Annotated in this window: 14 protein-coding genes and 1 pseudogene; 6 read left to right on the top strand and 9 right to left on the bottom strand. The window is 37.2% G+C overall.

The genetic code is table 11. The features are described 5' to 3' along the window. Positions 1 to 166: 166 nt before the first annotated feature. On the top strand, positions 167 to 970 hold the full coding sequence (locus TA89_RS16220; RefSeq protein ID WP_052447575.1) for a polysaccharide deacetylase family protein: 804 nt from the start codon (positions 167 to 169) through the stop codon (positions 968 to 970). 23 nt (positions 971 to 993) lie between these two features. Here the strand turns inward: TA89_RS16220 and TA89_RS16225 are convergent, their stop codons facing one another. Beyond that, entirely contained in the window at positions 994 to 1,257 is a 264-nt protein-coding gene (locus tag TA89_RS16225; protein WP_040214850.1) for a hypothetical protein, read from the bottom strand. A 77-nt stretch (positions 1,258 to 1,334) separates the two neighbouring features. Further along, entirely contained in the window at positions 1,335 to 2,591 is a 1,257-nt protein-coding gene (locus TA89_RS16230) for a DNA polymerase Y family protein (protein ID WP_040214851.1), read from the bottom strand. Positions 2,592 to 2,732: 141 nt separating this feature from the next. On the opposite strand from TA89_RS16230, the gene TA89_RS16235 reads away from it, so the two are divergent. From TA89_RS16235 to glgD, 3 genes are all read left to right on the top strand, one after another. After that, positions 2,733 to 3,179, top strand: a complete 447-nt coding sequence (locus tag TA89_RS16235) for a hypothetical protein (RefSeq protein ID WP_040214853.1) — start codon at positions 2,733 to 2,735, stop codon at positions 3,177 to 3,179. 305 nt (positions 3,180 to 3,484) lie between these two features. After that, on the top strand, positions 3,485 to 4,654 hold the full coding sequence (locus TA89_RS16240; protein ID WP_040214855.1) for a glucose-1-phosphate adenylyltransferase: 1,170 nt from the start codon (positions 3,485 to 3,487) through the stop codon (positions 4,652 to 4,654). Position 4,655: 1 nt separating this feature from the next. Beyond that, on the top strand, positions 4,656 to 5,765 hold the full coding sequence (gene glgD, locus TA89_RS16245; protein WP_040214856.1) for a glucose-1-phosphate adenylyltransferase subunit GlgD: 1,110 nt from the start codon (positions 4,656 to 4,658) through the stop codon (positions 5,763 to 5,765). 134 nt (positions 5,766 to 5,899) lie between these two features. Here the strand turns inward: glgD and TA89_RS16250 are convergent, their stop codons facing one another. Genes TA89_RS16250 through TA89_RS16280 form a run of 7 tightly spaced genes read right to left on the bottom strand, consistent with a single transcriptional unit; the run spans position 5,900 to position 12,265 of the window. Beyond that, positions 5,900 to 7,561: a sensor histidine kinase gene (locus TA89_RS16250; RefSeq protein ID WP_040214859.1), complete on the bottom strand. Its 1,662-nt coding sequence runs from the start codon at positions 7,559 to 7,561 to the stop codon at positions 5,900 to 5,902. Next, entirely contained in the window at positions 7,558 to 8,235 is a 678-nt protein-coding gene (locus TA89_RS16255; RefSeq protein WP_040214861.1) for a winged helix-turn-helix domain-containing protein, read from the bottom strand. The genes TA89_RS16250 and TA89_RS16255 overlap by 4 nt, the downstream gene beginning before the upstream one ends. Further along, on the bottom strand, positions 8,232 to 8,882 hold the full coding sequence (gene phoU / locus TA89_RS16260) for a phosphate signaling complex protein PhoU (RefSeq protein ID WP_040214863.1): 651 nt from the start codon (positions 8,880 to 8,882) through the stop codon (positions 8,232 to 8,234). The genes TA89_RS16255 and phoU overlap by 4 nt, the downstream gene beginning before the upstream one ends. After that, positions 8,882 to 9,631, bottom strand: coding sequence for a phosphate ABC transporter ATP-binding protein PstB (pstB, locus tag TA89_RS16265; RefSeq protein ID WP_040214865.1), 750 nt, complete (start codon positions 9,629 to 9,631; stop codon positions 8,882 to 8,884). Before pstB ends, phoU begins: the two co-directional genes overlap by 1 nt. 4 nt (positions 9,632 to 9,635) lie before the next feature. Then, positions 9,636 to 10,502: a phosphate ABC transporter permease PstA gene (gene pstA / locus TA89_RS16270; RefSeq protein WP_040214867.1), complete on the bottom strand. Its 867-nt coding sequence runs from the start codon at positions 10,500 to 10,502 to the stop codon at positions 9,636 to 9,638. Further along, entirely contained in the window at positions 10,502 to 11,350 is an 849-nt protein-coding gene (gene pstC / locus TA89_RS16275) for a phosphate ABC transporter permease subunit PstC (protein ID WP_040214869.1), read from the bottom strand. Before pstC ends, pstA begins: the two co-directional genes overlap by 1 nt. 57 nt (positions 11,351 to 11,407) lie before the next feature. After that, positions 11,408 to 12,265, bottom strand: coding sequence for a substrate-binding domain-containing protein (locus tag TA89_RS16280; RefSeq protein ID WP_040214871.1), 858 nt, complete (start codon positions 12,263 to 12,265; stop codon positions 11,408 to 11,410). A 326-nt stretch (positions 12,266 to 12,591) separates the two neighbouring features. Between TA89_RS16280 and TA89_RS16285 the strand changes: the two are divergent. Continuing rightward, positions 12,592 to 13,993, top strand: a pseudogene (locus tag TA89_RS16285) (glycogen synthase). Between the two features lie 36 nt (positions 13,994 to 14,029). Continuing rightward, positions 14,030 to 14,467, top strand: coding sequence for a GNAT family N-acetyltransferase (locus TA89_RS16290; protein ID WP_040214873.1), 438 nt, complete (start codon positions 14,030 to 14,032; stop codon positions 14,465 to 14,467). The last annotated feature ends 147 nt before the right edge of the window (positions 14,468 to 14,614 follow it).

The following is a 14,614-nucleotide window of genomic DNA, read 5'->3' on the forward strand; positions in this document are numbered from 1 at the left end:
CCCTATAAAATCAACAGTATTTATAAAAAAAATTTGTTAATTATATACTTTTCAGTATTTAGTTTCGTATAATTATAGATGTAAATACATAAAGTTACATTTATTATAATAAATAGAATTACGGCCTGGTTTATTATAATGAATAAAACTGGTGGGGAGAGATAAAATGAAAAAAAAGGGGAAAATCATTACAGCTGTTGCAGCTGCACTTATTCTAAGCGGGGCGGTAATTTTTTATTCAAGCACTAAGGATTCTTACAGCCTTCCGATTTTTATGTATCATTATATTACTGATACTGAAAGCGACGAACCTATGCACGTTTCAAAAGCTCAGTTTAGAGAACAGATTAAATATCTAAAAGAAAATAATTACAAGTTTTTAACCCTGGATGAATTATATGAAATCAAATCTAAAGGTAAAAAATTTCCCAGGAAGGCTATAGTTATCACCTTTGATGATGGTTATGAAAATATATATACCAATGCATATCCTGTTATGAAGGAATTTGATGCAAAAGGCTCTGTATATGTGATAACCAATAAGATAGGGGTAAAAGGTTATTTGAATAAAAGACAGATTAAAGAGCTGAAGGAAGCGGGGTATATAGATATCGGCTCCCATACAGTTAATCACCCTCGCCTGGATGAATTAAGTTATGAAAATCAGCTTTGGGAGCTGAAGGAATCGAAAAAGAATTTGGAAGAAATAGTGGAGAAAAAAGTTGATTGTTTAGTTTATCCTTATGGAGGAAGAAATAAGGATACTATTAAAGCTGCAGAGGCAGCAGGCTATAAGCTGGCCTTTGTAATAGATTCGGATTACACCAAAACCTATAGTGATAACTATGAGTTAAAAAGGCTGGTAGGTTTAAGCGATTTAAAAAGATTGAAAAAACTCAGCAAGATATCAAGAACTAATGATTTTAAAAAACACTTTAGAAAACTTAAAAAATACGTGAAAAAACTATAAATAAGCAGCTAAGGCTGCTTATTTTATATTTTAAACAATATCCATTTACAGGTATTCAATTCGTATTTAATTTCAAACAATCTCTGCTGACCGTTCACTGCAGCGGAGCATCTGTAGATTATCATAGGATTCCCGCAGAGCTTTTCCAGATCCTTATGAATAACCTTATTTATTTTTATAACCTTATAGCTTTCGTCTTTTTCCAGAAATCTAAACCTTATGGGGTTAATATTTCCTTTCATATCCGTCCAGCTCACTACTTCAATAGGTTTTGCAACAACTTTCATTGCTAATGCCGCCTTTCTTATTAACAAGAGATTTAATTGTTATTTTATAAAGGAAGAATTATAAGTAAAAATAAACCTTACAGTAGGCTTGTCATAACCGGATAATCATCCTCTCCTATTCCTCCATTTATGGGTTTCATTCCCGAATGCAGGAAAACCCCCCGGATTAAAGATTTAGAACCATAACGAAGCCTTATTTCGTCTACAGCTTTATCTAAAGCCTGCTGTTTTTCTATATTTCTTTTTGAAAATAAAGAAATCTGGCATAAATCGTTGGTACAGAACTCTGATACTCTTATTCCTAAATGACGTATACTTTCGCCTCTCCAAATTTCATCGAAGAGGATGCAGGCTATTTCTGCTATTTCCTCAGTGGAATCCGTAGGAGCGCATAATTTTCTTTCGTGGCTTTTCCTGGCAAAATCGCTGCTTTTTATAGATACTCCTATTAAGGAACAGCAGTTTTTAGAATCTCTAAGCCTCATGGAAAGGGATTCCGTAAGAGAAAGAATCACCATATGAGCTTCTTTTCTTTTTTCCAGATCATAAGCAAGGGTAGTGGAGGCTCCCATTCCTTTCATTATGGTATTTCCTGACTCCTTAACCTCTGAAGATTCAATTCCGTTTGCATAGTTATGGAGGAGTGTGCCAAAGCTTTTCAGCTTATGTACAAGCAGGGACTTATCATAGAGAGCTAAATCTCCGATGGTATAGATATTCAAGCTGTGAAGCTTAGGTGCAGTTGCTCTCCCTACCATAAAAAGATCCTCCACGGGAAGGGGCCACATTTTATCCTTTATTTCCTCCTGAAACAGTGTGTGGACAAGGTCCGGCTTTTTAAAGTCCGATGCCATTTTTGCAAGAAGTTTGTTTGAAGAAATTCCTATATTAACGGTAAAGCCAAGCTCTTTTTTTATTCTGTCCTTGATTGTATAAGCAAGTTCCAAACACTGACCATAATCATTTTCTTTCTCTGTTGCATCCATAAAACATTCATCTACAGAAAATCTCTGAATTTTAGGAGAGTATTCCTTTAATATATTTATCATAGCGTTGCTGCAGCTTACATATAAATGATAATTAGGCGGAACCACCAAAAGCTTTGGGCACTTTTTATAAGCGGAATAAAGGGTTTCACCTGTGGAAACATTGTGTTTTTTGGCAGGAATTGATTTAGCCAGTATTATTCCGTGTCTGGTTTCAGGATTGCCGCCTACTGCAGAAGGGATTTTTCTTAAATCTAATTTATCTCCATGCTGAAGGCGATTTACCGCTTCCCAGGATAGATAAGCTGAATTTACGTCTATATGAAATATTATTCTGTCCTTTTTCATCCTTAAGTCTCTCCTAAACTAGATATATGCTTATAATATATTATATAGAACGTATGTTCGGTTGTAAAGTGAAAAGAAAAAAATAATATTTTGGAATACTTTTATACAAGCATACATATTAAAAGAGTAGGGGTGATTGCTATGATAAGAACCGTGGTGTGTGAAAAAGAGGGCTGCAGCGGTAACAGTTTTTATATTTATACTGAAGAAAAGAATCTTATACTCATATGCAGTGAGTGCGGGGACAGATATTCCTTTGATGTAAGCTTTTGTGATTATGTCTTGCTGTCTAGCTGCTGTAAATGCAATAATGATACTTTTAAAATTTTCAAAGATACAGAAAAGGAGAGCATATATGCAAGATGCACAGAGTGCGGGAATCCTCCTGACAAGATATATGTGGATGAAGGCGGAACCCAGGTTTCCTATGAGCAGAAAAAAACAGATGAGATAAAGGATTTAATTTACAGATTAAATGAGAAAATTGAAATGATGGAAAATAAAATAGATATTCTGGGAGCAGATCAGCAAGTGGTACAGCAGTCTCTCGGATATGTAGCGGAATTCGTACAGAAAAATCCCTGGTAAACCCTTTAAGGCAGGAAAAGAAACTTCAATAAAATTTAAAAAATGAAAGATGTTATTTATAAAATTGCATAATATCGTGAATTTAGTTTTTAACTTGCGGTGTTAATAAAATAATAATTTATTGTTAAAACTCTATGAACTCTTGAAAGTTAAAGCTTTCAAGAGTTAGTCTTTTGTTAAGAATAAAAGACCAAAGTTTAAACTTTATAAAAATTTGAAGGATGTCTTATTGTAGCATTCATCAGGCATTGGTATAATATACTAGGACGTCCTGTTGTTGGACTTAAGAAAGGAGAGGTCTTATTATGTCTAAAAAAGAGATAGTAGCCATGATCCTTGCAGGAGGGCAAGGCTCTAGATTAGGTGTATTAACTAAAAAAATAGCAAAACCTGCAGTTCCTTTTGGCGGGAAATATAGAATTATAGATTTTGCTTTAAGCAACTGCTCCAATTCGGGGATATACACTGTAGGGGTTCTTACGCAATATCAGCCTTTAGAGCTAAATTCTCACATAGGAATAGGAAGTCCTTGGGACCTTGATAGAAGAGATGGGGGAGTATATATTTTACCTCCATATCAAAGCGAGAAGAGTGCTAACTGGTATAAAGGTACAGCTCATGCCATTTATCAAAATATATCTTTTATAGATAATTATGATCCTGAATATGTTTTAGTTTTATCAGGAGATCACATTTATAAGATGGATTATACAAAGATGCTTAAATATCATAAGCAGAACAAGGCAGATGCAACCATAGCTGTATTTGATGTCACTAATGAAGAAGCAAAAAGGTTTGGAATAATGAATACTAAGGAAGATAATGTAATATATGAATTTGAGGAAAAGCCTCCTGTACCTAAAAGTACTAAGGCTTCAATGGGGGTTTATATATTTAACTGGAAGCTTCTCAGGAAGTATTTAAAAGAGGATGCCGCGGACAAAGAGTCTAATAATGATTTTGGAAAGAATATAATTCCTAAAATGCTGGCAGAGGGTAAAAGGCTCATAGCTTATCCATTCCAAGGGTATTGGAAGGATGTAGGTACCACAGAAAGCCTTTGGGAAGCAAATATGGATCTTCTTAGAGATAATAATGAATTAAACATACATGATTACAGCTGGAGGATATACTCTGTAAATCCTTCAAGGCCTGCTCAATATATAGGGCCTGAAGCTGAAATGTCCAACTCCCTGGTGGTGGAGGGCTGTATGGTTTACGGTGAAGTTAAGAATTCAATACTTTTCCCGGGAGTATATGTAGGGAAAAATGCAAAGGTCATTGATTCTGTACTGATGCCTAATGTAAAGATAGGAGACAATGTGGTTATAAACAAGGCCATTGTGGGAACTGATGCTGTGGTAAGACGGGACAGTATAGTTGGGAAAGGTAAAAAGATTACCGTAGTGCCTTCCAATGAAGATTTAAGGTCAGGAACGATATTGGAAGAAACAGCAGAGGGAAAGGAGAGGTAGCATGCTTACTAATTATATGGGAATAATAAATCTTGATGAAAATGAAGATGACATGATGGAACTTACAGTACAGAGGCCGCTAGCTTCTATACCCATAGCCGGAAGATATAGGATTATAGATTTTATATTATCTAATATGACAAATGCAGGAATAGAAAATATAGCTATATTTGCTAAAAATAATTCCAGATCATTGGTGGATCATATAAGCAACGGAAGGCCTTGGGATCTTAACAGAAAGAGATTTGGACTTAGATTTTTTAACTTTGGAAAGGAAGATCCGGAGCATAATGATGTCAACAATTTTGCAGAGAATCTTGATTATTTTAAGATAGCATCTCAGGAATATGTAATTATGGCTCCTTCCTACATGATATATAATATAGATTTCAGCGAAGTGGCAGAAGCTCATGAAAATAGCGGTAACGACATTACCATGATTTATAAAAGGATAAATAATGCTGATAAAGCCTTTAAGGGCTGCGAGGCTCTTAATATAAATGAAGAAGGAAGAGTTTTAAGCGTAGGAAAGAATTTCGGTGAAGAAAAAGAGATTAATATAGGCATGGAAGCCTACGTTATGAAGAGAGAGCTCTTCATGGAAATGGTTATATTCTGCACACGAACAGGGTGCTGCAGAAAGTTTAAGGACTGCATATATACCCAGCTGAATAAATATAAAGTGGGAACCTATAAATTTAACGGATATTTAAGCTGTTTAAATTCCTTATATGCCTACTATAATACATCCATGGACTTTTTAAATGTTAAGGTAAATACTGAACTTTTTTCTCAGACAAGACCTATAATGACAAAGTCTAAGGACGAGGCTCCTACACGATATACAAAAAACGGCAGGGTTATAAATTCTATGGTAGCCAATGGATGCATCATAGAAGGAGACGTGGAAAACTGCATTATATTCAGAAGAGTTGTCATTAAAAAAGGCGCTAAGCTAAAGAACTGTATCATTTTCCAGGCTTCTGAAATAGAAGAAAATGCCAATCTAAACCATGTGATTACAGATAAAGGTATAATTATAGAAGCAGATAAGCAGCTAAAAGGTGATGATGAATATCCTTTGGCAATACTCAGAAAGAAATCCTTTTAGCCTTTAGAAAAATACTATTAAGTAATCTAAAAGATGCTTAAAATAACCCTGCAGAAGTGCTCTGCAGGGTTTATTGTGGTTTAATGGCGCCGTTAACTTCGTTAACGGTGCCAGGCACCTGACAAGTGACAAACTTATAAAAGGGGAGGAAAGTTTATGGTGATTACAGTACCTTTATCCGGCTTGCTTTTAAGATATATGGAAGCTCCATGAAAGGCAGCACCGTGCTTTACTATGGAAAGGCCGAGACCTGTTCCTCCAATTTCTTTTGAATGGCTTTTATCCACCCTATAAAAGCGTTCAAAAACTCTCTCTCTTAATGAGTAGGGGATTCCTATTCCTGTATCGGAAACTGTTAGCTTTACAGCACCTCTTTCCTCAGAAAGGCTTATACATACCTTTCCTTTGTCCTTGTTATATTTTATTGCATTATCACAGAGGTTATAAACCATCTCTTCTAAGATTTTAGACACCCCAAGCACTTGAACGGGCTGACCTTCTATATCCAGTGAGATATTTCTCTTTTCTGCAGCAGGCCTTAAATAACTGCTCACAGTGTAGACTATCTGAAGTAGATCTACCGGTTCCTTTTCAAAGGGAACGGAATTTTCATCCAGCTGGGAGAGCTTTATAATATCTTCTACCAGTGTGATAAGCCTTTGAGCCTCATTATAGATATTTACTGCAAATCCAGGTATATCTTCCTGCTTAGCAATACCGTTTTTAATTATTTCCGCGAATCCTGAGATAGATGTGAGAGGGGTTTTTAATTCGTGAGATACATTGGCGGTAAATTCCCTTCTGAGGTTTTCCCTTTCCTCTTTTTCTGTTATATCCATTATAACCAAAACAGCGCCCACCAGATTATCCCCCTGATAAACAGGATTGGCAAAAATGTGATAAAAGCTGTGGTTAATCCTCATCTTCTGCTGGTTGTGTTCCCCCTTCAAAGCTAAATCAATAGCTTTTCTAAATTCCTCACTGCGGTTTAAGGTAAGCACACTTTGATTTCCTACCTCACCATTTACATCCAAAAGCTTAAGAGCACTGCTGTTATGAGAAAGAATATTTGTCTTGCTGTCTATGATTAAAAAGCCTTCGCTCATATTTTCCGTAATAGTGCTGAACTCCTGTTGCTGCCTGCGGAGTTCATCCATCTGAGACTTAATCTGTCTGTTTTGATAAGTTATACGCCTTAAAAATGGGGTTAGCTCTTCATATGCAGAGGCATACTCAGGATGCTCCAGATCGATTTCATTTATAGGCTTTACCACCTGCTTTGAAACCTTATAGGCAATAGCTCCGGATAGAGTAACAACTATAATCAATATTATTAAAATAGGCTGAAGCATTCCTAAAATAAGCATAAATATGGAGTACTGAGAGCTGGACACCCGAAGTACACTGCCGTCTTTTAATTTTACTGCATAATTTAGGGTTTTTTCAGCCAGGGTGTTTGAGTATCTATAGCTTTTTCCTGTAGAATTTTCAAAAGCCTGCTTTATTTCTTCACGATCTTTATGATTTTCAAGGGCAGAAACCTCCGCTATGCTATCGTAAATAACTGTACCGTCTTTATCCACCCAGGTTATTCTGCTGCTGCCTTTATGGAGGTTTTCAAAATAGGACATTCCTTCATTCTCCACTCCCTGTGCTATATAGGCAGCACTGCTTGCAAGTTGGGAGCTGAATTGATTTCCGAAGTATTCATAAAGTACTCCTATAATAAGGGCTGTACAAAGCAGCAGCATAGAAAGGGCTACTGCTAGAATTGCTTTAAAAATACGCTTTGTCATACACTGTTCTCCCTGATTCTATATCCTATTCCCCGTACGGTTTCTATGAAGCCTCCGCTTTCTCCAAGCTTTTGGCGCAGGGTTCTTATATGCACATCCACTGTTCGGCTTTCACCATCAAAGTCATAACCCCATATCCTGTTTAACAGCTGATCCCTGGTAAACACTATATCTTTATTTTCCATAAGAAGACATAGGAGTTCAAACTCTTTCAGGGTTAGGGTAATGGATTTTCCATTGGATTTTACTATATGTTTTGAAGGACATACGTATAGGTTGCCTAAAGTATATTCTATTTCTGAATCCTTTTCCTCTGTACGGCGAAGCAGTGCTTTTATACGTGCAACTAGTTCCATCATTCCAAAGGGCTTTGGAATATAGTCATCTGCTCCCTCATCCAGTCCTATAACCTTGTCGTATTCACTGCTTTTTGCAGTAAGCATGATAACAGGAAGCTTTCTTGTAGATGAAGAAGACCTCAGCCTCTTAAGTATATGAAGGCCGTCTTCTTCAGGAAGCATTATATCAAGGAGTATAAGCTTTGGAAGCTGTTTTTCCATAGCTGCCCAGAAGTCTGAGGGCTTTGCAAAGCCTGCAGCCTCCATTCCACTGTTATTCAGAGTATAAACTACCAGTTCTCTTATACTGCTGTCATCTTCTAAAAAATATATCATAAACCTTCACCTACATGTTTTCCAGTCATGGAATATTCAACCCATTCTGCTATATTTACAGCATGGTCTCCTATACGCTCAAAATATTTTGCAATCATTAAAAGGTCCAGGCAGAATTCTCCATTTTCAGGATTTTCTCCAATGAGGGAAATTAATTCTCCTTTAACCTTATGAAATAAATCATCCACTACATCATCGTATTTCATAACTGAACGAGCCAGCTTTAAATCCTTCCTAACAAAGGAATCCACACTATCTGTTACCATTTTTATAGTGGCTTCAGCCATTTCCTTTATATGTATATGGCTTTTGTTATGTTTATTCTTGATAAATTTAGTTATATCTGCAATATCAGAGGCTTGATCCCCAATTCTCTCCATATCTGAAATCATCTTAAGAGCAGAGGATATGCTTCTTAAATCCTTTGCTACGGGCTGCTGCTGCAAAAGAAGCTTCATGCACAGCGTTTCAATATCCCGTTCCTTTTGGTCGATGTCTCTTTCAGCTTTATGGGCTTTTTGAAGCAGGGAATCATCCTCTTCAAGAAGAGCCTTAACCGCAGCGGAAATTGCATCTTCGCAGAGGGCGCCCATGTTGATAAGTTCTATATTAAGCAGTTCAAGCTGACTGTTAAATTGAATTCTCATTATCCAAACCTCCCTGTAATATAATCCTCTGTTAGCTTATTTTTTGGCATTGAAAACAGAGCTTCGGTGTTGTTAAATTCAATCACTTCACCCATTAGGAAAAAGGCGGTTTTATCAGAGATACGGGCAGCTTGCTGCATATTGTGGGTTACCATGATTATAGTATAATGTTTTTTCAATTCCACAACAAGGTCTTCGATTTTTGAAGTGGAAATAGGGTCAAGAGCGCTGGTAGGTTCGTCCATTAAGAGTACCTCAGGCTGTACGGCTAAAGCTCTTGCAATACAAAGCCTCTGCTGCTGCCCTCCGGAAATACTTAAGGCATTCTTTTTTAATCTGTCCTTTACCTCATCCCATATAGCAGCATCCCTTAAAGATTTTTCAACTATATCATCCAGTTGCACCTTAGATCTGATTCCGTGGGTGCGGGGACCGTAAGCTATGTTATCGTAAATACTCATAGGAAAAGGATTAGGTTTTTGGAATACCATTCCTACCCTCTTTCTAAGGAGGTTTACATCCATATTTCCGTAAATATCTTCTCCTTCAAGGAGGACTTCTCCGCTGATTCTGCATCCCTCTACCAGATCGTTCATGCGGTTAAGAGTTTTTAGAAGTGTAGATTTTCCGCAGCCTGAAGGACCTATAAAAGCGGTAATTTCATTGGCGGGGACACTGAGGTTTATATTTTTAAGTGCTTTAAAGTCACCATACATAAGCTGTAAGTTATTTATTGAAATCTTATTCATTTTATTACCTCTTTACAAGTTTTTTAGCTAATAAGCTGGAAGTGAAGTTTATACCTGAAACCATGACAAGCAGGACAACGGCGGTAGCATAGGCCTGCTCCATATATAATCCTTCTGAAAGGAGAGCGTACATGTGAACCGACAGTGTTCTCCCTGAAGACATGAGGCTTTGAGAAATCCCTGCTGCAGTTCCTGCGGTGTATATTAAAGCGGCGGTTTCTCCTACCATTCTTCCTATACTGAGGATAATACCTGACAGAATTCCAGGCATGGAAGGAGGAAGTATAACTTTAAATACCGTCCTCAGCTTACCTGCTCCCAGTGCAAAGCTTCCTTCTCTATAAGAGTCAGGGACAGACTTCAATGCTTCCTCCGTAGTACGCATAATGGTAGGAAGAACCATAATAGACAGGGTTAAAGCTCCGGAAAGCATTGAATATCCAAAGTTCAACGCTGATGAAAACATAAGGTATCCAAAGAGTCCATATACTATAGAAGGTATTCCTGCCAGGGTTTCTGAGGTAATACCTATTAAAGTTACAAACTTGTTTCCTCGTTTTGCATACTCTGCCAGATAAATTGCAGAAAATATGCCCAGGGGTGCGGCTATAATAAGGGATAGAAGAGTCATTACAAGGGTGTTTATTATAGCAGGCATCATGGATACATTTTTTCTCGTATATTCCCATTGAAAGATTTCAGGAGTAAGGTTTGGAATTCCTTTAATAAGGATGTAGCCAATCAGGAGGATTAATAATCCTATAATGATAAGGGCAGCTGAAGATACAGCTGTGAATAATAAAAGAGATAAAGGATCCTTCTTATAGGAATTCCACTTTTGTTTTATAGAATAATTATTTACTGCTTCCATCAGCTGCTCCTCCTTTTAAGTACAGAAAATGAAAGATTTATAAAAAGCACAAAGACAAATAAAACCATGGCGGTAGCTATGAGAGCACCTCTGTGAAGGTCTGCGGCATAACCCATTTCCAGTACAATGTTAGCGGTAAGAGTCCTTACACCTTTAAGCAGTCCTTTTGGCATTACCGCCTGATTTCCGGCAATCATGATAACCGCTGTGGTTTCACCGATGGCTCTTCCTATACCTAAAATTACTCCAGCCAATATACCTGATTTTGCAGCAGGCACAGTTACAAAAAATATGCTTCTTTCTTTGGTTGCTCCCAAAGCTAAGGAGCCTTCATAATAATTTTCCGGTACTGCCCTTATAGCTGCTTCTGCTACATTAATTATTGTAGGAAGTATCATTATCCCAAGGAGTAATGAGGCGGTAAGTATCCCTTTTCCGCTGCCTCCAAAGATATTTTGAATTACAGGCACTATTACCACAAGTCCAAAAAAGCCGTACACTACAGAGGGGATACCTGCCAGAAGCTCAATGGCAGGCTTCAAAATCTTATAAAGTTTCTTAGGACAGAAGCCAGCCATAAATATGGCACACAGTATTCCTATAGGTACACCAATAATAATCGCTCCTGCGGTAACATAAATACTGCCAAGAATCATAGGCAGAATACCGTAGAGATTGTTCATAGGTTTCCAGGAAGTTTTAAATAAAAAATTAAATATACCGATTTCCTGCAGTGCTGGAATACCGCTGGCAAAGAGAAAAATACAGATTAGTCCCACAGCCAGAATGGAGGCAAGGGCAGCGGCAAGAAATAAAAATTCCATTGTTTTTTCTTTGATATTATACATAGGTCCTCCTCAGCGGGCAGGATTGAAATAAACTATCCTCTCCTGCATGTTTTTCAGCTATTTACTGATTTCTGACCAGAGGGTAGATTTTCCGGTAAATATATCCTTCACCTGATTTTTTGTAAGCTCCTCTAGGCTGTTATTTTTATTTACTATCACGGCAATTCCATCCATAGCTATTTCCATTGCAGTAAGTCCGTTTTTTATTTCGCTGTCCTTCAGTTCTCGGGATGCCATTCCTATATCGCAGATTCCTTCAATTGCCGAAGTGATACCGGTGGTGGAATCGCTCTGCTGGATTTCAATTTCTGCATTGGGGTTGACCTTCAAATAAGCCTCCTTAAGGGCCTCCATCACAGGAGTAACGGATGAGGATCCTGCTACGGTGATTTTTCCCTGAGGCATGGTTCCTTTGTACTTTTCCTTGGAACCTATGCTTATATATCCGCTTTCCTCTACAACCGCTTGTCCATCACTGCTGAGGATGTAGTTTATGAAGTCTTCTGCAGAAGGGCTTAAGTTTTTTGTTACAGCTATATTAAAGGATCTGGAAATTTTGTACTCTCCCTTTTTTATGTTATCGACGGAAGGCTCCACACCATCAATCTTCAAGGCTTTTACCGTATCGTTGAGAGAGCCTAAGGAAATATAGCCAATAGAATCTTGATTCCCGGAAACCGTGGTCATCATAACGGAAGTGCTGTTTGTAATTTCTGCTTCATTAGTGGTCTTGTCCACTTTATTTCCCGAAGAATCCTTTTCCTCTATTTGAAAAAGCTCAGTAAAGGCGCCTCTGGTACCGGAGCCTTCTTCTCTGGACACCACTGCTATACTGCGGTTTTTTTCTCCTCCGCAGGCTGTCATTACTGTTACCATAAGAGGAATAGCTAGTGCAGATAAAATTAATTTTTTCATCATTTATCTCCTTTTCTATTTAAATTTGCTTTGCTTGCTTTGTATTCAGCTAAAAGCAGTTCTTTCAACATATTTAGTATAAAAAAGCAAGGTAAAAAGTATTATCATAGAAATGTTAAATCTACGTAAAATTTTTAATATCCTCAATGTTTTAAGCACCGGCAATGTCATTAAAACTCATAACCCTTAAATTTAACCGATAAATAGGGTATTATAGATGTAGGACAAGCCGGTGCCAGGCACCTGACAAGTGACAAAGTATACAAGCTATTGTTGAGGAGGATAAAATGAGGATTTTGTTTGCAGCAGCAGAGGCTTATCCTTTTATGCAGACAGGAGGCTTGGGAGATGTGGCTTATGCCCTGCCTAAAGCGTTAAAAGATCTGGGAGCGGATATAAGGATAATAATGCCTCTATACAATATAGAAGGAAAAGTTAAAAAGAAATATAAAAAAGCTTGCAGATTTCCATACCTTTATAGGATGGAAAACCGTAGAATGCACCTTAACCTCATTAGAATATGAGGGACTGGTTTATTATTTTATAGAAAATCCTTATTATTTTAAAAGGAGCTCACCTTATGGCTACCACGATGATGCAGAAAGATTCGTGTATTTTTCTAAAGCTGTTTTAGAAGGAATAAAATATATGGAGGATTTTACACCGGATATTCTCCACTGCAATGATTGGCATACAGCTCTTATGATACCTCTGAAAGATGCTTATTACGGAGAGGAGGCACCTTACAGGAGCATAAAAACAGTGTTTACCATTCACAATATGCTTTTTCAAGGAAACTTCGGAAAGGAAGCTTTAAATATGCTGGGATTATCTGAGGATAAGTATTATACCGAAGATATGCTTAAGCATTATGAAGGTATATCCTTTATGAAGGGTGGTTTAGCTGCAGCGGATAAAATCACCACTGTGAGCAGAACCTATGCAGAGGAGATAAAGCTTCCATGGTTTTCCTACGGACTTGAAACCATGATTAAAAAAAGAAGCAGGGATTTAAAGGGAATAGTCAACGGTATAGATTATGAAGCTTATAATCCGGAAAAAGATATAGAGTTATTTTATAACTATTCTTCTAAGGATTTTCATTTAAAGGCTGAGAATAAGCTTAAGCTTCAAAAGGAGCTTAAATTAACCGAGGATAAATCTATACCTTTGATTTCTATAATAAGCAGGCTTTCCGACCAAAAGGGAATAGAGCTTATTCAGGAAATAATGCCCTCCTTGATGGACATGAATATACAGCTGGTTATAGTAGGGGGAGGCTTTGAAAGCTATGAGAATATGTTTAAACATTATTCTTCAAAATATCCACAAAAGGTTTCTGTAAATATTCCTTTCAACAGAGAACTTTCTAAGAAGGTATATGCGGCTTCAGATATATTTCTAATGCCTTCTCAATTCGAAGCCTGTGGAATAGGACAACTCATAGCCATGAGATACGGTGCTGTTCCTGTAGTTAGAAAAACCGGAGGACTTAAGGATACCGTAAAGATGTATGATGAGAATAAGGGTACCGGCAGTGGATTCCTATTTAAAAATTATGATTCTCAGGAGTTTCTACATGAAATCAAAAGATCACTAAAGCTCTTTAATCAGAAGGACAATTGGAACAAACTTGTAAAAAGAAATATGAATAAAGACAGCAGCTGGAAATCCTCCGCTGAAGAGTACATGGAAATTTATAACAAGTGCCAGGCACCTGACAAGTGACAAACTTCAGTGGTATGGAATAGAAAGGGGTGTACAATGAGTTTTAAGATAAAAAGGTTTAATGAACTTACAAATTATGAGCTATATGCTATTTTAAAGGAAAGAAGCGGTATATTTGTAGTGGAGCAGAACTGCTTTTATTTGGATCCTGATGGCATTGACCTGGAGAGTTATCATCTTTACAAAGAAGAAAATGGGGAAATTACAGCTTATTTAAGAATAATTCCTAAGGGCCTTAAGGGAGACAAGATTTCCATTGGAAGGGTTTTAGTGAAAAAAGAATACAGAGGCAAAGGGCTTGGCAGAGAGCTTATGCAGGAAGCCCTGAGATTTATAAGAGAAGAGCTTAGGGAAGATTCTGTAGAGCTTCATGCTCAAAATCATTTAAGGGAGTTTTATGGTTCTCTTGGTTTCAAGATAGCAGGAGAGGTTTATATTGAGGCAGGAATTCCACATGTGATGATGGACATGTAGGTGACTGGCACCTGACAAGTGACAAATTAAAAGAACTGAAGGATTGTCCTCGGTTTTTTTAATTTGTCACATTTTTTATGAGAAACAGAAAGATAAAAGATTAAATATGCAGAATATTTTAATAGATTAGTTTATTCGAATATATAG

This window comes from Clostridium polynesiense (assembly GCF_000820705.1).
GTDB classification, from domain to species: Bacteria; Bacillota; Clostridia; order Clostridiales; family Clostridiaceae; genus Clostridium_AA; species Clostridium_AA polynesiense.

Bases quoted from the DNA above. Each gene is read 5' to 3' on its own strand.
- pstC (WP_040214869.1), bottom strand. From the start codon at position 11,350: ATGTATAATATCAAAGAAAAAACAATGGAATTTTTATTTCTTGCCGCT.
- TA89_RS16235 (WP_040214853.1), top strand. From the start codon at position 2,733: ATGATAAGAACCGTGGTGTGTGAAAAAGAGGGCTGCAGCGGTAACAGT.
- TA89_RS16250 (WP_040214859.1), bottom strand. From the start codon at position 7,561: ATGACAAAGCGTATTTTTAAAGCAATTCTAGCAGTAGCCCTTTCTATG.
- pstB (WP_040214865.1), bottom strand. From the start codon at position 9,631: ATGAATAAGATTTCAATAAATAACTTACAGCTTATGTATGGTGACTTT.
- pstA (WP_040214867.1), bottom strand. From the start codon at position 10,502: ATGGAAGCAGTAAATAATTATTCTATAAAACAAAAGTGGAATTCCTAT.
- TA89_RS16255 (WP_040214861.1), bottom strand. From the start codon at position 8,235: ATGATATATTTTTTAGAAGATGACAGCAGTATAAGAGAACTGGTAGTT.
- glgD (WP_040214856.1), top strand. From the start codon at position 4,656: ATGCTTACTAATTATATGGGAATAATAAATCTTGATGAAAATGAAGAT.
- TA89_RS16220 (WP_052447575.1), top strand. From the start codon at position 167: ATGAAAAAAAAGGGGAAAATCATTACAGCTGTTGCAGCTGCACTTATT.
- TA89_RS16290 (WP_040214873.1), top strand. From the start codon at position 14,030: ATGAGTTTTAAGATAAAAAGGTTTAATGAACTTACAAATTATGAGCTA.
- phoU (WP_040214863.1), bottom strand. From the start codon at position 8,882: ATGAGAATTCAATTTAACAGTCAGCTTGAACTGCTTAATATAGAACTT.
- TA89_RS16225 (WP_040214850.1), bottom strand. From the start codon at position 1,257: ATGAAAGTTGTTGCAAAACCTATTGAAGTAGTGAGCTGGACGGATATG.
- TA89_RS16240 (WP_040214855.1), top strand. From the start codon at position 3,485: ATGTCTAAAAAAGAGATAGTAGCCATGATCCTTGCAGGAGGGCAAGGC.
- TA89_RS16230 (WP_040214851.1), bottom strand. From the start codon at position 2,591: ATGAAAAAGGACAGAATAATATTTCATATAGACGTAAATTCAGCTTAT.
- TA89_RS16280 (WP_040214871.1), bottom strand. From the start codon at position 12,265: ATGAAAAAATTAATTTTATCTGCACTAGCTATTCCTCTTATGGTAACA.